We start from the raw sequence: 23984 nt of genomic DNA, 5'->3' as shown, positions 1-23984 counted from the left end.
AAAAAAGCCACTTTTTTAAAAGTGGCTTTTTTTTATATATCTTTTCTATAAGTACATCGCTTTTTTACAAGCTGAGGGTTAAAGTTTTTCCATATTTTTTGAATAGCTGTGTTTTCAGCTAGCTCTGGAGTTCTTCTACATTCAACGATGTCTTTACTTTCAAACGTATTGTAAAATTCATTAAAAATTACTGAATGTATACCTTTATTTTGATATTCTGGATGCACACCAATTAAATAAAACGTTACTTTTTTACAATGCTTCCTTGCATGTAGTATATGTCTAATACCAAATGGGAAAATGCGTCCGTTCATTTTTTGTAACGCTTCAGCAAATGAAGGCATTACAATTCCAAAAGCAACCAAATCATCATTTTCATCAGTAACAAACTTAATATACTCTGGGTTTATAAAGCTTAAAAACTTCTTTTTAAAATATGCTTTTTGAATATCCGTAATTTCAACAAAAGAAGATAAAGACGCATAGCTTTCGTTAAATAAGTCAAACATCTTATCAGTATATGGCATTACCTCGCTTGTTTTTGTAAAGTTAAGAGCATTTAGCTTATAGCGTTTTTTTATAATAGCTTGAATTCTATCAAAACTATCTTTGGTAATATCGCTAAAAGCATGCTTATTCTCTAGATATTCTTTTTCAACTTTATAACCAAGAGTTTCAAAGTGTTTTGAGTAGTAAGGATGATTATACCAAGTTATCATAGTACCAATTTCATCAAAACCATGTGTTAATACACCAACTTTATCTAGATTAGAAAAACCTACAGGGCCTTCAATATATTCAAGGTTTTGAGCCTTACCAATTTCATGTACTTTATCTAAAAGAGCTTTGGTAACTTCAATGTCGTCAATAACATCAAACCAGCCAAAGCGCATTTTTTTTAAGTCTTGACCTTTAACTTCAAGCCAGTTAATAATTGCAGCTACACGACCAACTATAGTATTACCTCTATAAGCTAGAAATAGTCTAGCTTCGGCATCATTAAAAACAGGGTTTTCGTTTTTGTCAAAAGTTTTAACTTCTTGACTAATTATTGGAGGTACCCAATATTTTGAATCTTTATATAGACTAAAAGGAAATTTTACAAAGGCTTTGGTTTCTCTTTTAGTTGTGACTTCTTTAATTGTAATCATAAGCCAGAACCATCATCATTAAAATCGTCTTCTTTTTTCTTTCTCTTTTTCTTCTTTTTTCCTTTTTTTCTTGCACGTCTTTCTCCTTCGGCATCAGCATCTGAACCATTGTCAATTTCTTTGTCTACATGAAAATCTAACCTGTATGATGCTCCAAAATTAATACCAAATACAGAAGGTGTATCTTTTGTATTAAAAGTTAAGGCAGTATCTAATTGTAAATCCTTACCTAATAAGTAACCTCCTCCAAATCTAAATAAGTTATCGGCATAAAAATCACTTTTTACCCCTTGAGTTTCACCAAAAACAACCCATTTTGGATTGAAAGAATGTGTTAAGGTAATTACATATTGAAAATCGGATTGGTCAGTACCAATTCTGTCCATTGCTAAATTTGTAACTAATACCCAACCTCCAGCAAAATTATTTTGAGTAGCAACCATCACTTTTGGGCTAATACCTTCAACTCCTGGAGCAGTATAAGGATTTTGTTTAGTATCATAATTTATACCTGCATAAACAGCTACAGCAGGAATTAAGTTTTTCCATTTAAAACCTCTATTTGCATGGTAACTATATAAGTTTGGTTGTTCTTCCTCAGCGTTTTTATAAGGGTCGTAAACTAAATACTTAGCTCCAATAGTTAAGTTTTTAAAGTTTGAGCGTTTGTCTTCTGATGTAATACTTGAAATATATTTTTTAGTATCACTTTGAAACGTTCCTTCGATATTAATTTCTAATTCTTCAAATAACAATCCGTAGCGTGCAGCAAAATCAACTCCAAAACCTGATACTTCATAGCTTGTTGCTGGTGTACGTTCTTCTTTTAAAATATATGGACCAACTTCAAACTGTGCTACGTTTGTACCAACTGAAAAAGCACTTTTAGAAACACCTGGTCTATTCGAGTTTATAACTTCGGTATATTGTGCGTAACTCTCTAAGGTAAAGGCTAAAGCTACAACAGCAATAAGGTAGGTTTTAAATGATTTCATTATTGAATTTGTTATTTATCAAACCTACACAATTTTTTTCATTTTTTGTCATAAAATAAATAGGAAAAATGCAATGCAAGTAGGTGTGAATAGTTTAGATTTTAAGAATTTTATTAATTTTTTATGAAGTTAAAACGCTATATAAAATAGAAGAATTGTATTTTTGAGAAAATATTTTTTAGTATGCCACAGTACGCATCTCTTGTTGGTTTAGTGAAAACCATTTTAATAATTATGTTGGTTTGGTATGGTCTTAAAATTTTATCAAGACTATTTGCACCATTTCTAATGAAATATGTCGCAAAAAAAGCAGAGCAACGTTTTGGCCAGCAGTTTGGACAACAATTTGGGCAACACCAACAACAGCAACAAAATAGAAAGAAAGAAGGTGAGATTTCTATAGATAAAATGCCTAATAAAACTAAAAGTTCTAATAAAGATGTAGGCGAATATGTAGATTACGAAGAAATTGATTAATTTTCTACAATAATACTTTCATAACTATTTCATGACATTTTCATTTAAAAAATTACTTCCACACATACTTATTGTTATAGGTTTTGTAGTGGTAGCTCTAGCATATTTCAATCCTGTTTTAAAAGGACAGGAAATTTATCAAAGTGATATTGCTCAATACATAGGAATGGCTAAGCAGCAAAACGATTTTCGCGAGCAAACTGGTCAAGAAACCTATTGGACAAATAGTGCTTTTGGAGGTATGCCTACTTACCAATTAGGTGCTAAGTATCCTCATAACTATATAAAGAAGTTAGACTTGTCGTTACGTTTTTTACCGCGACCAGCCGATTATTTATTTCTTTATTTATTGAGTTTTTATATACTCTTATTGGTTTTAAAAGTAGATTTTAAACTTGCTGCACTTGGAGCTTTAGCGTTTGGGTTTTCTACATATCTCATAATTATTTTAGGAGTTGGTCATAACTCAAAAGCTCATGCGATAGCTTATATGCCTTTAGTTTTATCAGGTATCATACTTACGTTTCGTAAAAAATATGTTTTAGGATTTTTACTCACAGCAGTAGCTATGGCTTTGGAAATTGTTGCTAACCATTTTCAAATGACCTATTACTTAATGTTGTTGGTGATAGTATTAGGAATTGCGTATTTAATAGATGCTTATAAAAAGCAGGTATTACCACACTTTTTTAAGTCTGTTGGTATTCTAGTAGCTGCTGTGGTATTAGCCATAGGTATGAACGCTACAAATATTATGGCTACTCAAGAATATGTCAAGGAAAGTACTCGTGGCAAAAGTGAATTAACTATAAATGCTGATGGCTCTCCTAAAGAAGCGTCTAGTGGACTAGATAGAGAATATATTACACAATATAGTTACGGAAAATTAGAGAGTTTCAATTTGTTTATTCCTCGTTTTATGGGAGGAGGGAATAGAGAAGATGTTGGTAGAGACTCAAATACTTATGATGCTTTTCGTGCTTTAGGTGCAACGTCAATTCAAGCATTAAACGAATCGAAGGAAGCACCAATGTATTGGGGAAGTCAGCCAATTGTAGAAGCCCCAGCTTATGTAGGTGCAGTAATTATATTCTTGTTTGTATTTGCGTTGTTTTTAGTTAAAGGACGTTTAAAATGGTGGTTAGTAGCAGGAACAGTAATGTCCTTATTACTATCGTATGGTAAGAATTTAGGTTTCTTAACCGATTTATTTATAGACTATTTCCCACTTTACAATAAATTTAGAGCAGTAAGTTCTATTCAGGTAATTTTGGAGTTGTGTATTCCAATTTTAGGAATTTTTGGATTGGTACGCTTGTTTAACGATTTTAATAAGGAAGAAGAAAAGCTTAAAGCTTTAAAACTTACAACTATTATTACTGCTGGATTAGCTGTTTTATTCTTACTATTAAAAGTAGGAGGTGTGTTTGATTTTGTTGGAGGTAGCGATGGTTTTTACCGTCAAAATTACGGACAAAAATTTATAGATGCAGTTAGAGAAGATCGTGCAGCTATATTTACAACAGATACCTTACGTACTTTAATATTAGTGTTATTATCTGCAGGAGTCATTTGGTATTATTTAAAACAAAAACTATCTGAAAAAATAGTAGTGGTAGCTTTTACAGCTCTGTTGTTATTTGATTTGGTAGTTGTTGATAGACGTTATGTAAATAACGAAAATTTTGTTTCTGCTATTCAGGTAAATAAACCTTACCAAACTAATGATGCAGATAAGGAGATTTTAAAAGATAAATCTAATTTTAGAGTTTACGATATAACAACTGGTTCTACAAGATCATCTTATTTTCATAATTCATTAAATGGTTATCATGCTGCAAAAATGAGACGCTTTAATGAAATAAATGATTTCTATTTATCTCAAAACCATTTAGGTGTTTTAAATATGCTTAACACTAAGTATGTTATAGCTCAAGCTGAAGATGGACAAGTAGTACCTTATACTAACGACGAAGCAAATGGTAATGTTTGGTTTATTGAAAACTTAGTACAAGTTGAAGACGCCAATACTGAAATAAAGGCTTTGGATACATTAAATACAAAATCTAGCGCAGTTTATGTAAAGCCATTTGTTAAGGAAAGTGCCTTAGCTAATAAGTATGCAAAAGATTCTACAGCTTCCATTGTAGTGATAGATTATAAGCCAAATTATATTAAGTATGACTCTTATAATGGAAACAAAGGTTTTGCAGTGTTTTCAGAAAACTATTATGGACAAGGTTGGAAAGCTTATATCGATGGTCAAGAAGTGTCACATTATCGTGTAAACTATATTTTAAGAGGATTACCAATTCCTAATGGAAAGCATACAATTGAGTTTAAGTTTGAACCACAAGTAGTAAAAACTGGTAGTAGTATTGCTTTAGCTAGTTCGGTTTTACTTGGCATATTGCTTTTAGGAGGCTTATTTTGGGAGTTTAAAAAGAAATGAAAAAAGCACTCATTATAGCGTATTATTGGCCACCAGCTGGAGGTCCTGGAGTACAACGTTGGTTAAAATTTGTAAAGTACCTTCGTGATTATAATGTAGAGCCTATTGTATATGTACCAGAAAATCCCAGCTATCCTATCGTTGATGATAGTTTAGTTAGTGAGATTCCTAACGATATTACTATTTTAAAACATCCTATAAAAGAGCCTTATAAGCTAGCACAATTGTTTTCAAAAAAGCATGCTTCTACAATTAGTAAAGGCATCATTTCAGAAAAGAAAAAACAATCTATAGTTGAGCGCTTTTTACTTTATATTAGAGGTAACTTTTTTATTCCAGATGCACGTAAAAATTGGATAAAGCCATCAGTACATTTTTTAGAAAATTATATTGCCGAAAATGCTATAGACACTATAATTACAACTGGACCACCACATAGTTTGCATTTAATTGGGTTAGAGTTAAAATCTAAACTAGGAGTGAAGTGGTTAGCCGATTTTAGAGACCCTTGGACAACTATAGGTTATCATAAACGACTAAAATTAAGTGCTAAAGCACATCAAAAGCATAAAGATTTAGAATCTCAGGTTTTAAATACTGCTGATGAAATTATAGTTACAAGTTTTGTCACAAAAGAAGAATTCAAAACTATTACTTCCAAACCCATTTCGGTAATCACAAATGGATATGATTATGAAAAAGTTGAAGCTATAAGTTTGGATACTCACTTTACATTATCACATATTGGTTCGTTATTATCTGGACGAAATCCTAAGGTGCTTTGGGAAGTTATACGAGATTTAATAAAAGAAAACACATCTTTTAAAAACGATTTTAAATTACAACTTGTTGGAGCTGTAAGTAATGATGTAATTGCAAGTATTGAGGAACATCAACTAAAAGATTATGTATCTTTAGTTGGCTATGTGTCGCATACTGAAGCTATAGTCTACCAAAGACAATCGCAAGTATTATTGCAAATTGAAATAGACTCAGAAGATACAAAATGCATCATTCCTGGAAAGTTGTTTGAATATATGAAGTCTCACAGACCAATAATTGCTATTGGCCCTCAGGGTTCTGATGTAGCACATATTATTAAAACTACTAATACAGGAGTTTACTTTTATTATACAGATTACGATGCTTTAAAACGTACAATTTTGGACTATTATAAAGCGTTTAAGTCTAATAGTTTACAAAGTCATCCAATAGGATTACAACAATATAGTAGAAAAGCATTAACCAAAAAATTAGCAAATTTAATCTTGCAATCATAATGGGAGTTGTACAAAATCAATCATTAAAAAACACCATCATTACCTATTTAGGTTTTGGTATTGGAGCCATTAATGTTTTGTTTTTATACACCAAGTTTTTACCAAATAACTACCATGGTTTAGCAGCTTTTGTACTCTCTACTGCACATGTTATGATGCCAATTTTAGCATTAGGAGTGCACAACACATTAATTAAGTTTTATTCATCATTTAAAACACGAAATAACGTTAATAGCTTTTTAACGTTAATGCTCATTTTACCTTTGTTTATAATTATTCCATTAGGAATTATAGGCTATGTGTCTTACGATTTTATTGTAGCATTTGTTTCTAAAAAGAATGCTATTATAGAGGACTATGTATGGTTAATATTTGCCGCAGCAGTATTCCTATCTTACTTTGAAGTGTTTTATGCTTGGGCAAAAGTGCAGTTACAAAGTGTGTTTGGAAACTTTATGAAAGAAGTGTTTCATCGCATTACAACCATGATTTTAATTTTAGGTATTTATCTTGAACTAATTACACTTGACCAGTTTATATATGGTTTGGTGGTAGCTTATGGTTTACGTACTATTATAATGCTTTTTTATGCTTTTAGTATTAGAAGACCTATCATTCGTTTTGGAAAAGTACCAGAGCTATCAAAAATTATTAAGTATACATTACTTATCATTATTGCTGGTTCTGTTGGTAGTATTATTCTAGAGATAGATAAATTTATGATTGGTGAGTTTTTAGTTATTGAAAACGTCGCCTTTTATGGTGTAGCCATTTATATAGCTTCAGTAATTGGAGTACCTGCACGCTCTATGCATCAAATAGTGAATCCTATTACTGCTAAGCTTTTAAACGAAAATAATACAAAGGAGTTAGCTATTCTGTATAAAAAAAGTTCCTTAAACCTATTTGTTATTAGCGGATTAATCTTTCTGCTTATAATTTTAAATATTAATGAGCTTTATAACATTATTCCTTCAGAGTATAGTGGTGCTTTAATGGTAGTATTACTAGTGAGTTTAGCAAAACTGTCTGATAATATTATAGGTAATAATAATGCCATTTTGTTTAATAGTGATTATTACAGAGTTGTTTTAGTTTTAGGTGCTTTTTTAGCAATAACAACTGTGGTTTTAAATATATTATTAATTCCAAAATATGGTATTAATGGTGCAGCTATTGCTACTTTTACTTCAATAGTAGTATATAATTTAGCTAAAGTAGCATTTGTGTACCTAAAGTTTAAAATGACACCTTTTTCTGCTGAAACATTTAAAACAATAATACTTATAACTTTTATAGGAGGACTCTTTTATTTTTGGGAGTTTCCGTTTCATGCATTTGTGAATATTGCACTAAAGTCGTTGCTAATAGCTTTATGTTATACATTGGTGATTTACAGACTTAATTTTAGTGAGGATATTTCTAAGCTTATTAATAAAGTAATTAAGCGATAAAAAGAAAAATCCTGCAAGAGCACTAATGCTTAAACTTGCAGGATTCCTAACTAACCAACCAAAATTTTTATATTTTTCCTCGTCTTGATGATCTTGAATTGCTCGATCTTGACGAACTACTTTTTTTTCTTGATGTTTTTGCAACACGTGTAGAAGACTGTTTACTTCTGTTACTACGTTGCTTCACTGTTTTATTACTTCTAGATGTTCTAGGTTTAGAAGCATATTTAGGTTTAGACGTTGTTCTAGGTTTAGTAACCGACTTTCTAGATTTAGGTTTAACTCTAGGTTTTGTATTTGTTCTTGGAGTTGTTGCAACTCTTGGTGTACTTGTTCTAGGTCTAACACTAGTATTACTAGAAGAACGTGGTGCATTTGTTGTTACATTTCTTCTTGGTGTAGAAGTTGTAGCATTAGCATTGTTACGTCTTGGTGTAGACATGTTTGCATTATTACGTCTAGGAGTAGAAGTAGTTGCTACTGATGTGTTACGTCTAGGTGTACTACTTTGCTTGTACCTATCACTACGTCTACCACTATGTGCTACTTTAGTACCACGTCTTCCGTGAGTATACGATACTCTTGGTCTAAAATTATCTCTATATGGTCTGTAATAATAATGTCTTACAGGTCTGTAATACCTTCTGTATGGTCTGTTAAAAACAATACATAAGTCTACTACTGGAGCCACATAGTATCTATGCCAAGGTCTATATACATAATGTCTGTTATAAATGTTTATGTATCCTGTACAATGCGAAAATCTATTGTATCTGTTATAATGTACATACATACTACCAACACGTGTAATATAACCTCTAGTGTTGTAGTTAATATGAACGTTACCAGCCTGAATAATTCTACCATAGTAATCGTAGTAAACTGGTACATTTTCAATTTGAATTACAGCACCATAATCATCGTATTGTACATACGCATCATAGCTGTGTCCAGAATTAAAACTGATACTTACATTTCCAAAATCTGCATAAGCACTAAAGTCAGGACCATAGCGTTCTACATTAAAGTCAAACTGACCATCTGGAAATACCGCAAATTCCACACCTTGTTCAACAAATATGAACGAATTACCATAACCTCTCACAAAGGCTCTTGTAGATGCATTATGTGTACTGCTGGTAATGTTGGTTGCAAAGGCTGTAAAACCTGTTAGGAGCAATGCTAACATAAAAACTAGTTTTTTGCTCACACCATGAACGTTGATTAAGTGCTCTGGAAATTTGCGTAAATTTTTCATAATTGTTCGTTTTTGGATTGAATACATTTAGTAGTTACCAAACAACGTGCCAAAAAATGTTAAATAGTTTTTTTGAGTTGACTTTTAAGTGTTTATAAGTTAACGTAGGGAAGTGTTAATACGTAATTCTACGTATTGAATTTATAAGTTAAAAACCTTAGCTTCGTTTTACACTTTTAAAGCATTAATCAAATCTATTTTTACCATGAGCGAATTAACCAGAAAACAAGCAAGGATATTAAAACGTCAAATTTCTAAATTGTATGGACGTAACTACATTCCTTTAATAACAAGTGATAGCACCTTGTCTATTGGCGATATATTACTAAAGAAAAAAGATATCATTGCCGAAGTAGACTCGTCTGTATTTAATCCTTCTAATGTCATGTTTGTTGAAGGCAAAAAGGTAAATAAAAACATTACCTCAAGTGCAAGTGTTAATTTAACTACCAAGTTAAAAGGAGAAGCTGTAATGTCTGAGCATTTTAAAGTTAACGAAGCTGGTTTAGCAGTTGAATTTTCTAACGAAAACGAAATGTTTTTAAAAGTACAAGGCGTAAGGCAACAAAGCATTAAAAACTTTGTAGAGTTTCGTAAGGAACTGTTGAGTAAATATGTATCTGGAGAGCTCTCGTCCAAAGTATATGTAGTTAAAGGTTTGGTGTATGCCGATAAGTATTACTTACAGTTTAGTGGTAATAAAGGAGGCTCTTTAGGGTTTAATTTAGATGCTAAGGCTAATACAGCCAATGCTGATGTAGATGCAAACTTTTCTTTAAAGTGGAAAAAAAGCGTTGGTTATAATATAGATGGTGTAAACGGAGGTGTGTTGGCTTACAGAGTTGCAGGTGTACGTTTAAATAGGCATTTAACACCAAGTAATATCCATGAAAATATACTTAATGGTATGTCTGAAGCAGATGCTTTAGATATGGTATCGTTTAGCGATAGAAAAAAACTAATTACCAAAAAAGCCATTGAAATTGTTGACTTAACCGACGAAGTTTTACTGTACAACCAAGAAGATTATGTATAAAAAATACGTGTAAATACGTATTGATTTTCTTACTAAAAACCGCTAACTTCGTTTAACACTTTTATATAAACCATTAAAACGTGTTTATATAAATACGTTGTAGTGCATTACGGAAAATCACGATTTAGATATGAATATAGTAGAAAAAGAGGCTGAAAGATTTTACAGAAGACTTTATAAAAATGGTAAAGTAAATAATCTTGAAAATCTTAAAGACCATATAACAACGAAACTATATGATTTTAATCGAGACAGAGACAAACTCGATTTTCTAAAAATTATTCGTCAAAAAAGTATTGAGGATAAAGAAGACCATATGAAAACCTGTTCTGGTTGTGGATATGGAGAAGAAAGAGATATTGGAATATTTGCAATTGACCAAGAAATAGACGACATAAATAGATTTTATACTTATGAGCCAAAAGCAGAAGATGAATTTAGTACTGAACAAGAATCTGAATTACATAATAAACTTAATGACATCCTCGAAAAACTGGAAAAGCAAGGTTTCGGACAACAAATAATATTCGAAGAAATAGAAGATTTAAAAAATCATTTTAATCTTGGTAAGAAAAATTGGTTTCAACTTTTAAAAGGTAAAGTCGTTGATTTAACCCTAAAAAAAATTTTAGATAAAACTATTGTTCAGGAAATCTATAATTCTTTAAGTGAAGGTTTCGAACAAGCAGTAAAAATGATTGAATAAATATGAGCCATATTGAAAATTTAGATAAAGTCCTACATCACGTTAGTTTATTTAGTCAAAACTTAGCATCTATTTCAACAACTGATTTATCAATGAATACTGGAATTGACATTGATGAATTAAGCGAATATTTGGAAGAATTAGGGAATAGAGGTTTTGTAAATAATCATAATGGCTCTTATATTACTTTACAAGGTAGATTAGCTCTCGAAAATGCAAAAAACAACAAACCATTCCAGGAGGAAGTTGAAAGCAAAAAGCTCAAAAAATATTGGTCGATTACCAAAATTGTTGCAGGTGTTTTAAACGCTCTCGCAATCATAATCATTGCCATTTGGACTCAATTAAGTTCTGATAAAAAATCAAAACTTGAGAATGACATACAAGAATTAAAAAAGGAGTATAAAATAGAAGTAAGTAAACAATCAGAAATGATTGATTCTCTGAATAAAATAACAAAGAAATTGAGTAAAGAAAACGTCAAATTGACAAAAGAATTGGAAACTAATAAAGAAACTAAAACAAAAAAATAACGCACTGCAACAATGGCTATAAGTAATTGCTTGTTCTCGCCTACTTCTGAAAACTCTCACGAATTTTCAGTCTGGTATGTATAAAGTTAAATTCTAAACCACGCAACTACTCTTAGTTAAGACCGTTAACATTTATCATGAAAAAACACATTCTGATTTTTATAACACTTCTATTTTCAGTAAGTTTTACATACTCTCAAATTCTTATTAAAGAATATCGTGAAGAAATTGAAAATTTAGAAACAGAAAAACAGATTAATGAGTATTGGAATACGCTTCATAAAATAGACCAAGAAGTTCTATTAAGTACGTATAATTTAAGAAAGGCTGATAGCATTTCAATATCAAATATGATTAAAACCACACTTATTTTTGATATTCATGGAACGAAGGGATATAACCCAAATGGTTTTAGTGGGTTTTTACCTATTTTAAACCTTTCACATAATCAAATAGGACAAAGCCAAATAGCTTATTGGCCAATTATTGAAGAATGTAAAGAAATAGGAGGAGCTATTGATAGCTTTGGAGGAAAATATCCTGCATATCAACTTGAAAGCGTTTCGCTTACTTTTTATAACTATTCACTAATTAATCAAGAAAAAGAGTATCCAAATCTTTTGAGTAAATTAAGAGAAATAGTAATTGATGATGTTGTTGAAGAGCTTTTAAAATCATTTGAGTATCAAAATGAATTGCGAAAATTAGCTGAAGTTGAAATTTTAAATGAATGGTATCTTCAACCATTAAAAAATATGAAGGAAGAGGGTAAATTCTCGTTAGTAAAAATGTCAGATGGTAACTTGTATTTAAAGAGACATGAACGAGTTCAAAAGCTTGAACTAATCAAAACTAATTCTGAATCAAAAATATACCGAATAGAGAATGAACCTTTTGGTTGGGCATATGTATATACTAGTGATGGAAGTTTAAGTCTAATTGACGATAAGCAAAAAGAATTAATTAAATACACGCTTGTTAAATAGCAAGTATTAATCATAAACTAGTAAAACGAACTCATAAAAAATCCCATAAGCAGTGCTTATGGGATTTTTTGACTAACCAACCAATTATAAAACGTTAACCGTTTTTAAAATTTATTTTTCTTCTTCTTTTTCTTTACTTTATTTCCTTTTCTGTAGTAATAAAACTCCTCATCGTCAAACCAATCATCATCCCAATCGTTACTCCATACATCGTGATGGTTTCCAAAATAGTTTGTGTTATCCCAAATATTACAAGTTTGGTTATTAAAGTTTACAAACCCATTAAAGCCAATCATATCTCCATAATGGTTGTACTGTATATGTAAACCTCCAACTTGCTTTAGCAAACCACGACGATATCTCATATATACCGAGCCAATACGTTTTACGCGGTCTCTAGAATCGTAGTTAATAAACACATTACCAATACGTCTTACACGACCTCTGCTATCATGAGTAATAAGTGTTCCTCTTGGTCTTGTGTAATTAATGTGTGTTCCTGGAGCGCCATAAGTAGTGTTAATATTGCCACGTCTGCTATTGCTACGTCTGTACAAACTACTAGTAGTGTAATTAGTTTCAGTATTAAAATCAAACTGTCCATCTGGGAAAATTAAAAATTCTACACCACGCTCTACAAACATAATTGGTTGCGTAAAGCGATTTTGATCTAGGTCTCCAAATCGTGCACTTCGTTTGCTTTTTGAAGTATCGGTTGCTGTTGCAGATGTTAATCCTATTAACATCATTGCCAATAAAAGTGTCATTTTTTTCATAGTAATAGGTTTTAGTTTGATGCCTACTCTTTAGCTTTTCGGCTTACGCTATTTACTTTTGTTTAACCAATTGTTGTGCCAAAAATGTAAGTGTTTGATTATCAGGTGTAAGAAGTTGTTTATTTTGTAAGTTGTTTTTTATATTTTTATAAAACCAAGCAAACATTATGGAAAAGCAAACACTAAATTGTCAAAATTGTAATGAAACACTTAAAGAAGATTTTGAATTTTGTCCACAGTGTGGTCAAAAGGCAAAAGACGAATTAACCGTTGGTGTTTTATTTTATAATACGATTAGTAACTACTTTTCGTTTGATGCACGTTTTTTTAGGAGTTTTATTCCCTTAATGTTTAAACCTGGTTTTGTTGCACGCGAGTTTGTAAAAGGAAAGCGTTTGCAGTACTTACATCCAGCGCAATATTACTTATTTGTAACAGTTGTGTTTTTCTTTATTTTCAATTTTAAGGCTAGAGAATATAACAGTAAAGCCGAAGAAGCAATTAAAAAAGGCTTTGAAGTAGAGCAGAAGCAAGAGCTGAATGTAAATCCATTAGACTCCGTAAATACAGCTACTATAACCGAAGCTATTAATAAAAGTGAGGCTATTAAAGTTGGTATGACAGAGGCGGAGCAAAAAGCTTTGGACTCCATTATCAACTCTTCTGGTAAGGTGAACTTTAATGGTAATATATTTGGTTATAATAGTAAAAAGCTAGATTCTTTAATCGATTCTGGTGCTTCTGATGTTGAACAGATGAAGTTTATGGGAATGAAAGAAGATGCTGGTTATATGCAGCGTACCATGTATAAGCAGTGGCTTAAGTTTCATAAGAAAAAGGGAGGCGGTTTACTATTAGCATTTTTTGATACCATACCAATTGCTATGTTTTTCTTATTGCCAATTTTTGCGCTCATATTAAAGGTGTTTTATTGGCGTCGTGCACGATTTGCACACCATTTGGTATTTAGTCTTTATTATTTCTCGTTCTTATTTGTAGTAGCTGGTTTGCTTATTGCTATTAACGAATGGATATTTGACATTCCTGATGCTTTAGATTTCTTAATATTTCTATCCACATTTGTGTATTTGTGGTTGTCCATGAAAAACTTTTACCAACAAGGTTATTTTGTAACATTTATTAAAGCTGGATTTTCAACCTTTGTTTATATGGTATTGGTAGTGCCTACAGCTATGACAATAATGTTTATTAGCTCAATATTGTTTTATTAAAGCTTTTCCTTTAAGTAATTTCCAGTAATAGAGGCTTTGTTAGTAGCAATAGCTTCAGGAGTTCCTGTGGCAAGTAATGTACCACCATTTTCTCCACCTTCTGGTCCTAAATCTATAATATGGTCAGCGCATTTAATTAACTCAATGTTATGCTCAATAACTATAATAGAGTGTCCTTTAGCTATTAAAGCATTAAAGGATTTTAATAGCTTCTGAATATCATGAAAGTGTAAGCCAGTAGTAGGTTCATCAAAAATAAATAAGCCTGTTTCTTTATTATTTCCTTTTCCTAAAAACGATGCTAGCTTAATACGTTGCGCTTCACCACCAGAAAGGGTAGAAGAACTTTGACCTAAAGTAACATAGCCTAAACCTACATCTTGTAATGGTTGCAGCTTGTTTTTTATTTTGGTTTGTTTGTGTTGTCCAAAAAACGCAATGGCATCATCAATAGTTAGGTTTAAAATATCGTCTATAGATTTACCTTCAAAAGTAGCTTCTAGTACTTCCTTTTTAAAGCGCTTGCCTTTACAGGTTTCACACTCTAAATGTACATCTGCCATAAACTGCATTTCTATAGTGACTTCACCTTCACCTTTACAAGTTTCGCAACGTCCACCATCTACATTAAAAGAGAAATGTTTTGGTTGGTAACCACGTATTAAACTCACTTTTTGTTTGGCATATAAAGCTCTAATATCATCGTAAGCTTTAATATATGTTACAGGGTTTGAGCGTGATGAACGACCAATAGGATTTTGATCTACAAACTCAATATATTTTACATTACTAAAATTACCACTAATGCTAGTAAATTCACCAGCTTTGTCTCCAAACTCACCAATTTCTTTAGTAAGTGCAGGATATAATATTTTTTTAATCAATGTACTTTTACCACTACCAGAAACACCAGTTACAATAGTTAACATACCTAGCGGAAATGTAACATCAATATTTTTAAGGTTGTGTTCTCTAGCACCAACAATATCTACATGGTATTTTGAAGTGCGTCGCTCTTGAGGTACTTCAATGCTAAGCGCTCCATTTAAGTATTGTGCAGTTAATGAGTTAGAGGCTAAAATATTTTTAAAAGTTCCTGTAGCAACCACCTCACCACCAAAAGTTCCAGCTTCTGGACCAATATCTATAATTTCATCGGCAGCAGCCATAATATCTTCATCATGCTCTACCACAATTACAGTATTTCCTAAATCTCGTAAGGATTTTAAAACTGAAATTAAGCGTTCAGTATCTTTTGGGTGTAAACCAATACTTGGTTCGTCAAGTATATACATAGAACCAACTAAGCTACTTCCTAGCGAAGTTGCTAGATTTATACGCTGACTTTCACCTCCTGATAATGTGTTTGATTTTCTGTTTAGTGTTAAATAATCTAAACCTACATTGGTTAAAAAGGAAAGTCGGTTAGTAATTTCGGTTAATAAACGTTTAGCAACGTTTGTATCGTAATCGTTTAATTCTAATTGCTTAAAAAAGTTAGCTAGCCTGTGTAATGGCATTTCTACTAAATCGGTAATTGTAGCATTACCAATTTTTACATAGTTAGCTTCTTCACGTAAGCGTTTTCCATTACAGACATTACATTTTGTTTTCCCACGATAGCGAGATAACATCACACGATTTTGAATTTTATAAGCTTTAGCTTCAAGCTCAGCAAAGAAGGAGGTGAGTCCTTCAAAATGTGAATTACCATCCCAAACAAGTTGTTTTTGTGTAGAAGTCAGTTCAAAAAATGGTTTGTGAATAGGGAAATCAAATTTATGAGAGTTGTTAACCAATTGGTCACGATACCAACTCATGCTTTCGCCTCGCCATGGGAAAATAGCATTTTCGAATATAGAAAGTCCTGTGTTAGGAATTACCAAGTTTTCATCAATACCAATAACATCGCCATAACCTTCACACTTTGGACAAGCACCATAAGGATTGTTAAAGCTAAATAAATGAATATTTGGCTCTAAAAATTTAAGACCATCTAATTCAAATTTATTGCTAAAATGCTCCAGCTTATTGTCTGATAAGCTTTCAATATAACATTCGTTTTTACCTTCAAAAAATGCTGTTTGAGTGGCATCAGCTAAACGGTTATAAAAATCTTCATCATCATGTCTTACAATAATTCTGTCAACTACTAAGGATACTTCGTTTGGTAAGTTGTCAAAATCTGAAATGGCTTCAATTCTAACAACTTCATCATTATATTTAACACGTGCATAACCTTGTTGGTTAAGTACTTTAAGTTTGTTTTCCATTGTTCTACCTTCTTCTAAATGAATAGGAGAGAGCAATAATAGCTTTTCACCATCGTTAAACGACTTCACGAAGTTTATAACATCAGTAACCGTATCTTTTTTTACTTCTTTACCAGATTTTGGAGAATAGGTTTTTCCAATTCTAGCAAAAAGTAGTTTTAGGTAGTCGTAAATTTCGGTTGTTGTTCCAACCGTTGAACGAGGATTGGTAGAATTTACTTTTTGCTCGATAGCAATAGCAGGAGCAATGCCTTTAATAAAATCTACCTTTGGTTTATGTAATCGCCCTAAAAATTGTCTTGCGTAACTTGAAAGGCTTTCTACATAACGTCTTTGTCCCTCTGCATATAAGGTGTCAAAGGCTAAACTTGACTTACCAGAACCAGATAATCCAGTAATAATCACTAATTTGTTTCTAGGAATTACAACATCAATATTTTTTAAGTTGTGCAATTTTGCACCTTTTATGATGATATTTGTTTTAGGATTAACGTTCGTAATGTCAGTATTCATAGCTGTTTTGAAGAAATAATCTGGCAAAGATACTACTTCTAATTCAGCTTTAAAAATCAAGGATAATTATGTTAAAATGTTAAAAAAATAAAATTCTTTTTGTTTTTTTGGAATGTTTGTTGTTATATTTGGAATGTACATAACAGCAAATTAACTCATTAGCCTATTACATAAAATTACTTTTTAAAAATCAACAACCCCAAGCAAAGAAGCTTTTCTATGCTTTAAAAAGTAATGAATATGAGAAACGAACTTATCAAAGATGCTGTTTTGGTTACCAGCTACATTAAAGGAAATGAATCTGCACTTGCTACCTTAATTGAAAGGCATAAGCAAAAGATATATAGTTTTATTTATTCTAAAGTTTATGATAGAGATATTACTGAAGATATTTTTCAGGATACTTTTATTAAGGTAATTAGAACTTTAAAACTTGGAAAGTATAATGAAGAAGGGAAATTTTTACCTTGGGTGATGCGTATTGCACATAATTTAGTTATTGATCATTTTAGAAAGAATAACCGAATGCCAAAATTTGATAATAGTGGTGATTTTAATATTTTTTCGGTGTTGAGTGATTCTTCGTTAAATGCTGAGAAAAAGATAATTAAATCTCAAGTAGAACACGATTTAAAGCGTTTGATTGAAGAATTACCAGAAGATCAAAAGCAAGTATTAGTAATGCGTATGTATAACGATATGAGTTTTAAAGAAATCTCTGAAAACACAGGTGTAAGTATAAATACAGCTTTGGGAAGAATGCGTTATGCGCTCATTAATTTGCGAAAAGTTATTGATAAGCACAATGTAGTTTTAACAAATTAACAATGAACATACAATAAAATATAATTTCTGTCGTTTACAAGGTATATGAACACAAAAAATACGTAAATGGCGAAACTTTACACTAAGAAAAATCCAAATCTAAAGATATTACAACCGAAGGAAGAAACGGTTAAATTTCTTCTAAATTATTCAAAAGCTTTAAGTGTTATTAATTGTAATAAATTAAAGTTTGAAACGCTACTAAACTAAACTTTGGCGGAATTTAAAGTCCTGATTGCATAAGTCAGGACTTCTTTTTTTTATGATATTCATCTAAGACCGATTTTCTACCAATGGTTTTAGTAATAATATCTTTATCTAAATCCCAACCTCTCGCTGGAGAATACTCACGACCATACCAAATGATTTGCAAATGTAAATCATTCCACAACTCCTTTGGAAATAAGCGTTTGGCATCTTTTTCGGTTTGAACTACATTTTTACCGTTACTTAAATTCCAACGATACATTAAACGATGTATATGCGTATCTACAGGAAATGCAGGAATCCCAAAAGCTTGCGAAAGTACTACTGCAGCAGTTTTATGACCTACAGCAGGCATTGCTTCTAATTCCTCATAAGTTTGAGGTACTTTACCATCATGCTTTTCGATAATCATTTTTGATAAACCATGGATTCCTTTACTTTTCATAGGAGATAAGCCAACAGGTTTTATAATTTCTCTTATTTCATCAACCGATAGTTTTACCATATCATAAGGGTTGTCAGCTCTTTCAAATAACAAAGGCGTTATTTGGTTTACTCTAACATCTGTACTTTGTGCAGACATTAATACAGCAATTAATAATGTATAAGGATCTTTATGGTCTAAAGGAATTGGAATTTCTGGATATAACTTATATAATGTATTAATTACAAAATTTACCTTTTCTTGTTTCGTCATTAGCTTATATTTGTATAAGAAACTCAAAGGTAATAAATATGACTACATTAAAAGTAGGAGATAAGGCTCCAAATTTTGAAGCATTAGATCAAGATGGAAATTTAATCAAGTTAAGTGATTACACAGGAAAGAAATTAGTATTGTTTTTTTATCCTAAAGCCAGTACACCTGGTTGTATTATGGAAGCTTGTAATTTAAGAGATAACCACGAACGTTTTAATAGTTTAGGTTATGAGATTTTAGGAGTGAGTGCTGACAGCCAAAGACGACAAACTAATTTTAGAAATAAATATGAGTTTCCTTATCCATTATTAGCAGATGAAGATAAAAAAGTGATAAATGATTATGGTGTTTGGGGACCAAAGAAGTTTATGGGACGTAATTTTGATGGTATTCACCGAACTACGTTTGTTATTGATGAAAATGGAGTTTTAGAAGATATAATCTTAAAAGTGAAAACAAAAGAGCATACTGACCAAATACTTAAGTAAAATAAAAAAGCGACCTTTTTGGTCGCTTTTTTATTTGTTTTATTTTGTGACTTCTTCGGTTATACAACCAAATAAGTTCTTTTCTTTAATTAGGTTTGCAACACCTTCAGGTAACATTTCTTCCCATCCTTCTTCTCCCGAAGAAATCATTTTTAATACTCTTCTTGAGAATATATTTAGGATATCTGTATCGTAATTTTTAATATCAACTACTTTACCATTGTATTTAAAGAACTTGTATAGCTCTTTCATTCTTGGGTGTACTTTTAAATTTTCACTAGTAGTAAGGTTTCCATCTTCATTTTGCATTGGATATAAGTAAACTCTTAAATCTTTATAGAATAGTTTACCAAATGCTTCAAGAATACCACCACTTAAGTGTCTGTAATATTTCTCATCAAAAATATCTACTAAGTTGTTAACTCCCATAGATAATCCCATTCTATTTTTAGAGTATAACGAGAAGTATTCTACTAGTTTATAATACTCTTGGAAGTTAGAAATCAATACAGTTTGACCTAAAGAACATAATAAACGAGCTCTATCCATAAAGTCTTGCTCGTCAATTTCACCTCCACTTGCACGTAAATTTGATAAAGTAATTTCAAAAACTACTTGTGTTTTATCAGGGTTTACTTTGTTTTCTTGAATAAACATATCATATGACTTTTGGTACATATCCATGTTTACTTTGGTTACAGGTCTAAAGCTACCTCTAAATGCAAGAATATTCTTTTTATATAATACAGCTGCAGGTAAAACGTTGTTACCATCAGGCGCAAACATGACAGCATCTGTCATACCATTTTTAACAAGTTGTAAACTCATTAAACGGTTATCTACATCTTTAAATACTGGACCAGAAAAGTTAATAGTATCAATTTCTATTTGATCTTTATCTAAGTGATCATATAAATAACGTAATAATTTTTTAGGTTCGTTATGCTTATAAAAAGCACCATAAATTAGGTTAGTACCTAATTTTCCTAAGGTTTCTTGCTGTAAACGTGCATCGTTTTCTTTAAATCTAATATGAAGAATAATTTCGTTGTAATCTTCATTTGGATCAATTTGGTACTTAATACCTACCCAACCATGTCCTTTATAACGTTTTGCAAAATCAATAGTAGTTACTGTATTAGCATAACTGAAGAATATTTTATTAGGATTTTCCTCTCTTGAAATACGTTCTTCAATAAGATTTACCTCATGTGAAAGCATTTTACGTAAACGCGCTTCGGTTACATAACGCCTATCATTTTCAATTCCATAAATAGCATCACTAAAGGATTTATCATAAGCAGACATTGCTTTTGCAATAGTACCAGAAGCACCACCAGCTCTAAAGAATTGACGTACAGTTTCTTGTCCTGCGCCAATTTCGGCAAACGTACCGTAAATGTTCTGATTAAGATTAATTCTTAAGGCTTTATCTTTTAATGAAGGTATGCTAGCAATTTTAGCATCTCCTTTTAAAGTAATTTCCATCTTCAATATAAGGTTAAACAGTATGCTACAAAGGTACCAATTTACGTACGTAAACAAAAAAATAACCCTATTTTTGTTTCCAGATTTAAAGAAAAAATGAAGGTTACATTTTTAGGTACTGGTACTTCTCAAGGGATTCCAATAATAGGAAGTAATCATCCTGTATGCTTAAGTGATAATCCAAAGGATAAACGTTTACGAGTTTCTGTTCTTGTAGAGTGGGACTCGTATGCCTATGTTGTAGATTGTGGTCCTGATTTTAGATATCAAATGTTAAGAACAAAATGTACTAAAATAGATGGCGTATTATTTACGCATGAGCATAGCGATCATATTGCTGGTTTAGATGATATACGTCCTTTTTTCTTTAAACAGGGAGATATCCCAATTTATGCACATGAGCGTGTTTTAAAATCATTACATAAGCGTTTTGATTATATTTTTGAAACCGAAAATAAATACCCTGGAGCTCCTACGGTTACTGAGTTTACTATAAACGATTCACCATTTAAATTAGGAGGAATGGAAGTGGTTCCTGTAAATGTATATCATAACAAACTGCAAGTTTATGGTTTTAGATTTAATGATTTTGCTTATATAACAGACGCTAAAACTATTCCTGATATTGAAGCCGAAAAATTGAAAGGCGTAAAAGTGTTAGTTGTTAATGCATTAAGAAAAGAACCTCATGTATCACATTTTAATCTTGATGAAGCGCTTGATTTTATTAAGTTGATAAATCCTGAACGTGCTTACTTAACCCATATTAGCCATTTATTAGGTTTTCATGATGAAGTACAACAAACTTTACCAAAAAACGTTTTTTTAGCCTACGATAACTTACAAATTACAATATAACATGAAAGGAAAAATTTACTTATACTTATTTGTTTTTGCACTATTATTAGTGATATTTCAATATGTGAATTCAAAAAATATTCTTGAATCTTACGAGAAAAAGTTTGATAAATATGAAGCTAAAATTGAAGCTTACAAAGATTCTATACAAGTTTTAGAAGATAAAAACTTTGAGTTATCAATTTTTGGAATTGATAGAAATGAGGACGCTTTAAGTTATTTTGAAAGAGATGGGTATAATGTTTCTGAGTTAATTCCTTTAATAAAAGATGGATTAATAAGACAAAATGAATATGAAGGTGATGACCATCCAATTGTACCTTATGTGTCTATGACTGGAAATAAAATGTTAATTAACCAAATTAAGATTTTAAACCATAAGTGGATAATAGCCAATTTTACTGATGGTAAACATTGGGGCGAAATACTTATTACCTATGAAATTGATGAAAATCAACAATTAAAGTATAAGTTGGCAGAATATTTTATGTATCCTCCGCAGTCTTACTAAATGAATAATTCCATTTCATATTGGTCAACACTGTTATTTAATCCAATATGATTTAAAATATCTATTTTAGAAACTAGGGTTTCATCTACATTATTAATTTTAATGTTTGATGAAACCTTTTTTATGGCTTGAAATAGTAATTTCCAGTTTGAAAGATCATTTTGGTTGGTATAAAATTGAGGTATATAACCATTATCCAAATTTATAATAAAGCTACCAATAGTTTGATTTTCTTGAAGCGCGTTGTAGTATTTATAATTTGTTTTTAAAACTGATTTTTTTTGGTTGTCCCAAGAGTATTTTGCGTTTCCTTCCCAATAGTATTGTCTATCATCTATTTCTAATAACTCAATATCTTCATTGTCTAAAAGCGCTATTTCACCATTAAAGCATTTATAGTTTTTACAGATATTAAATCCTACATTTTGGTAAGCTTTAATAGCTTTAGTGTTTTCTTTTATTACTTCAAGAGAACATCTAGTTACGCCTTTTTCTTTAAGAATAGGAATGGCAGTTTGGTATATTTTATTGACAATTTGTTGTCCTCTAAATTCAGGAATCACTCCAGTCCCAGTATTATATGCTGTTAAATTGTTATTTCTAGTATCTATAGCATGAATGATGAAGCCAATAAGTTGGTTGTTTACAAAAGCACCAAAAGAAAGTGAATAATCTACATTAGCAGCTTCCCAGCGTTGTTTAAAGTAATTAGCATCAGTAGGCATTTTAACAAAATAACCTTCAAAAGATTTATTAAAACAATCAATAATATCTTGAAAAGGAATTGTGTTTAAAGGCTTTACTATCATTTAGATTTTAGTTTTTAACCAATCTTTAAATTCGTAAAAGTTTTGAGGCGCTACACCATGACCAACAGGAAATTCACTAAATTGGTTGTTTATACCAAGTGCATCTAAAAATAGAGGTGTTTTTCTAGCCCAATCTACAGGAATTACTTGGTCAACACTTCCATGTGAACTATAAATAGATAAATGCTTAAAAGCCTCATTATTTAAATCATTAGGAATAATATCCTGATTTATATAACCACTTAATGCAACCACGTTTTTAATCTTTTGAGGATAGGTTAGGGTTGTTGCTAAACTTAAAATAGTACCTTGACTAAAGCCTAAAAGCGTAACATTGTTTTTATTAACTGGATAAGCAGCACAAGCTTCGTCAATGAAATTGGCAATTAAATCACGCGATTCGATGGCTTGCTCGTTATCGCTCCATTTTCCTTGAGGAGCGTCAAAGTGTATTTCATACCAAGCATTACCATAAGGTTGCATTGGATAAGGTGCTCTTACTGATATGATAAATAGTTCTTCTGGTAATTCTGAAGCAAAAGAAAATAAGTCATTTTCATCACTACCATAACCATGTAGCATAATTAATAAAGGTGCGTTTTCTTTTAAAGAAGAAGGTCTTGTAATATGATGTAACTTCAAGTTCTTTTATTTTATATTTTGAAACCAGTTTTGAAATTTATCTCCTAAAAAAGGAATAGGAGTAGGCTTTCTTGTGATAGCATTAATAAGTCCATGAAGCCAACATAAAAATGTAATTGCCCATAGAATTGTACCTAACCAGCTATGTACATAGGCTTCAACAGTATTAGAAATAATAAGCATTAAGATAAGCCCTAACATCTGTCTAATATGAAAAAAGGTAAATTCATTTTTCTTATTAAGGTTCATAATTATAGCTATAATCAAACCTATAAATGTAAAATAAGATAAAATAGCTAAACCTCTTCCTTCTTCTATTGTCTGACTGTTCATA

Annotated in this window: 23 protein-coding genes; 13 read left to right on the top strand and 10 right to left on the bottom strand. The window is 31.1% G+C overall.

Translation table 11 applies throughout. The features are described from left to right. Positions 1-32: 32 nt before the first annotated feature. Positions 33-1151 (bottom strand): GTP cyclohydrolase, encoded by a 1119-nt coding sequence (locus ACLII3_RS15120; protein WP_412985282.1) that lies wholly within the window; start codon positions 1149-1151, stop codon positions 33-35. Then, a complete protein-coding gene (locus ACLII3_RS15115; RefSeq protein WP_412985280.1) occupies positions 1148-2146 on the bottom strand; it encodes a transporter in 999 nt (332 codons plus the stop codon). The genes ACLII3_RS15120 and ACLII3_RS15115 overlap by 4 nt, the downstream gene beginning before the upstream one ends. 183 nt (positions 2147-2329) lie before the next feature. Here ACLII3_RS15115 and ACLII3_RS15110 point away from each other — a divergent pair, with 183 nt between their 5' ends. The 4 genes from ACLII3_RS15110 to ACLII3_RS15095 are packed head-to-tail and all read left to right on the top strand — an operon-like array spanning position 2330 to position 7809. Further along, complete coding sequence (locus tag ACLII3_RS15110) at positions 2330-2623, top strand: DUF4834 family protein (protein WP_412985278.1); 294 nt, start codon at positions 2330-2332, stop codon at positions 2621-2623. 31 nt (positions 2624-2654) lie between these two features. After that, the gene (locus ACLII3_RS15105) at positions 2655-5075 is read left to right on the top strand and encodes a YfhO family protein (RefSeq protein ID WP_412985276.1); all 2421 of its coding nucleotides are present in this window, start codon (positions 2655-2657) and stop codon (positions 5073-5075) included. Beyond that, complete coding sequence (locus tag ACLII3_RS15100) at positions 5072-6355, top strand: glycosyltransferase family 4 protein (protein ID WP_412985274.1); 1284 nt, start codon at positions 5072-5074, stop codon at positions 6353-6355. Before ACLII3_RS15105 ends, ACLII3_RS15100 begins: the two co-directional genes overlap by 4 nt. Beyond that, positions 6355-7809: a polysaccharide biosynthesis C-terminal domain-containing protein gene (locus ACLII3_RS15095; RefSeq protein WP_412985272.1), complete on the top strand. Its 1455-nt coding sequence runs from the start codon at positions 6355-6357 to the stop codon at positions 7807-7809. The genes ACLII3_RS15100 and ACLII3_RS15095 overlap by 1 nt, the downstream gene beginning before the upstream one ends. Before the next feature lie 67 nt (positions 7810-7876). Here ACLII3_RS15095 and ACLII3_RS15090 read toward each other — a convergent pair whose 3' ends face one another. Next, entirely contained in the window at positions 7877-9067 is a 1191-nt protein-coding gene (locus tag ACLII3_RS15090) for a hypothetical protein (RefSeq protein ID WP_412985270.1), read from the bottom strand. 205 nt (positions 9068-9272) lie between these two features. Here ACLII3_RS15090 and ACLII3_RS15085 point away from each other — a divergent pair, with 205 nt between their 5' ends. The 4 genes from ACLII3_RS15085 (at position 9273) to ACLII3_RS15070 (ending at position 12328) form a co-directional block, all read left to right on the top strand. Beyond that, positions 9273-10103 carry a hypothetical protein gene (locus ACLII3_RS15085; RefSeq protein ID WP_412985268.1) on the top strand — a complete coding sequence of 277 codons (831 nt, stop codon included), beginning with the start codon at positions 9273-9275 and terminating at the stop codon, positions 10101-10103. A gap of 130 nt (positions 10104-10233) precedes the next feature. After that, positions 10234-10809 carry a hypothetical protein gene (locus ACLII3_RS15080; RefSeq protein WP_412985266.1) on the top strand — a complete coding sequence of 192 codons (576 nt, stop codon included), beginning with the start codon at positions 10234-10236 and terminating at the stop codon, positions 10807-10809. 2 nt (positions 10810-10811) lie between these two features. Then, positions 10812-11342, top strand: a complete 531-nt coding sequence (locus ACLII3_RS15075) for a hypothetical protein (RefSeq protein ID WP_412985264.1) — start codon at positions 10812-10814, stop codon at positions 11340-11342. Positions 11343-11479: 137 nt separating this feature from the next. Continuing rightward, a complete protein-coding gene (locus ACLII3_RS15070; RefSeq protein ID WP_412985262.1) occupies positions 11480-12328 on the top strand; it encodes a hypothetical protein in 849 nt (282 codons plus the stop codon). Between the two features lie 104 nt (positions 12329-12432). Here ACLII3_RS15070 and ACLII3_RS15065 read toward each other — a convergent pair whose 3' ends face one another. After that, positions 12433-13104 (bottom strand): hypothetical protein, encoded by a 672-nt coding sequence (locus ACLII3_RS15065; RefSeq protein WP_412985260.1) that lies wholly within the window; start codon positions 13102-13104, stop codon positions 12433-12435. A 167-nt stretch (positions 13105-13271) separates the two neighbouring features. Here ACLII3_RS15065 and ACLII3_RS15060 point away from each other — a divergent pair, with 167 nt between their 5' ends. Further along, positions 13272-14336, top strand: a complete 1065-nt coding sequence (locus ACLII3_RS15060) for a DUF3667 domain-containing protein (RefSeq protein ID WP_412985258.1) — start codon at positions 13272-13274, stop codon at positions 14334-14336. Here ACLII3_RS15060 and uvrA read toward each other — a convergent pair. Beyond that, positions 14333-17122: an excinuclease ABC subunit UvrA gene (uvrA, locus tag ACLII3_RS15055; RefSeq protein WP_412987925.1), complete on the bottom strand. Its 2790-nt coding sequence runs from the start codon at positions 17120-17122 to the stop codon at positions 14333-14335. The two genes, ACLII3_RS15060 and uvrA, sit on opposite strands and share 4 nt — an antisense overlap. A gap of 240 nt (positions 17123-17362) precedes the next feature. Between uvrA and ACLII3_RS15050 the strand changes: the two genes are divergently transcribed. Next, positions 17363-17947 (top strand): RNA polymerase sigma factor, encoded by a 585-nt coding sequence (locus ACLII3_RS15050; protein WP_412985256.1) that lies wholly within the window; start codon positions 17363-17365, stop codon positions 17945-17947. A 244-nt stretch (positions 17948-18191) separates the two neighbouring features. Here the strand turns inward: ACLII3_RS15050 and ACLII3_RS15045 are convergent, their stop codons facing one another. Then, positions 18192-18851: an endonuclease III domain-containing protein gene (locus tag ACLII3_RS15045; RefSeq protein ID WP_412985254.1), complete on the bottom strand. Its 660-nt coding sequence runs from the start codon at positions 18849-18851 to the stop codon at positions 18192-18194. 38 nt (positions 18852-18889) lie between these two features. Here ACLII3_RS15045 and bcp point away from each other — a divergent pair, with 38 nt between their 5' ends. After that, the gene (bcp, locus tag ACLII3_RS15040) at positions 18890-19342 is read left to right on the top strand and encodes a thioredoxin-dependent thiol peroxidase (RefSeq protein ID WP_412985252.1); all 453 of its coding nucleotides are present in this window, start codon (positions 18890-18892) and stop codon (positions 19340-19342) included. 39 nt (positions 19343-19381) lie between these two features. Here bcp and ACLII3_RS15035 read toward each other — a convergent pair whose 3' ends face one another. Then, positions 19382-20830 (bottom strand): TonB-dependent receptor, encoded by a 1449-nt coding sequence (locus ACLII3_RS15035; protein WP_412985250.1) that lies wholly within the window; start codon positions 20828-20830, stop codon positions 19382-19384. 96 nt (positions 20831-20926) lie between these two features. Here ACLII3_RS15035 and ACLII3_RS15030 point away from each other — a divergent pair, with 96 nt between their 5' ends. Together ACLII3_RS15030 and ACLII3_RS15025 are read left to right on the top strand one after the other, a co-directional pair. Beyond that, entirely contained in the window at positions 20927-21688 is a 762-nt protein-coding gene (locus ACLII3_RS15030; RefSeq protein WP_412985248.1) for an MBL fold metallo-hydrolase, read from the top strand. 1 nt (position 21689) lies between these two features. Continuing rightward, positions 21690-22199, top strand: a complete 510-nt coding sequence (locus tag ACLII3_RS15025) for a hydrolase (protein WP_412985246.1) — start codon at positions 21690-21692, stop codon at positions 22197-22199. Here ACLII3_RS15025 and ACLII3_RS15020 read toward each other — a convergent pair. From ACLII3_RS15020 to ACLII3_RS15010, 3 genes are read right to left on the bottom strand one after another with little or no spacing between them, the layout of a single operon-like run. Beyond that, positions 22196-23008 (bottom strand): GNAT family N-acetyltransferase, encoded by an 813-nt coding sequence (locus tag ACLII3_RS15020; protein ID WP_412985244.1) that lies wholly within the window; start codon positions 23006-23008, stop codon positions 22196-22198. The two genes, ACLII3_RS15025 and ACLII3_RS15020, sit on opposite strands and share 4 nt — an antisense overlap. Continuing rightward, complete coding sequence (locus tag ACLII3_RS15015) at positions 23009-23650, bottom strand: alpha/beta hydrolase (protein WP_412985241.1); 642 nt, start codon at positions 23648-23650, stop codon at positions 23009-23011. A 6-nt stretch (positions 23651-23656) separates the two neighbouring features. Beyond that, a complete protein-coding gene (locus tag ACLII3_RS15010; protein ID WP_412985239.1) occupies positions 23657-23983 on the bottom strand; it encodes a hypothetical protein in 327 nt (108 codons plus the stop codon). Between the last annotated feature and the right edge of the window lies 1 nt (position 23984).

This window comes from Pontimicrobium sp. IMCC45349, assembly GCF_047219225.1.
Taxonomy (GTDB): domain Bacteria; phylum Bacteroidota; class Bacteroidia; order Flavobacteriales; family Flavobacteriaceae; genus IMCC45349.
Note: the sequence above shows the minus strand (reverse complement) of the source record. Positions and strands in the feature narration are given on the sequence as shown.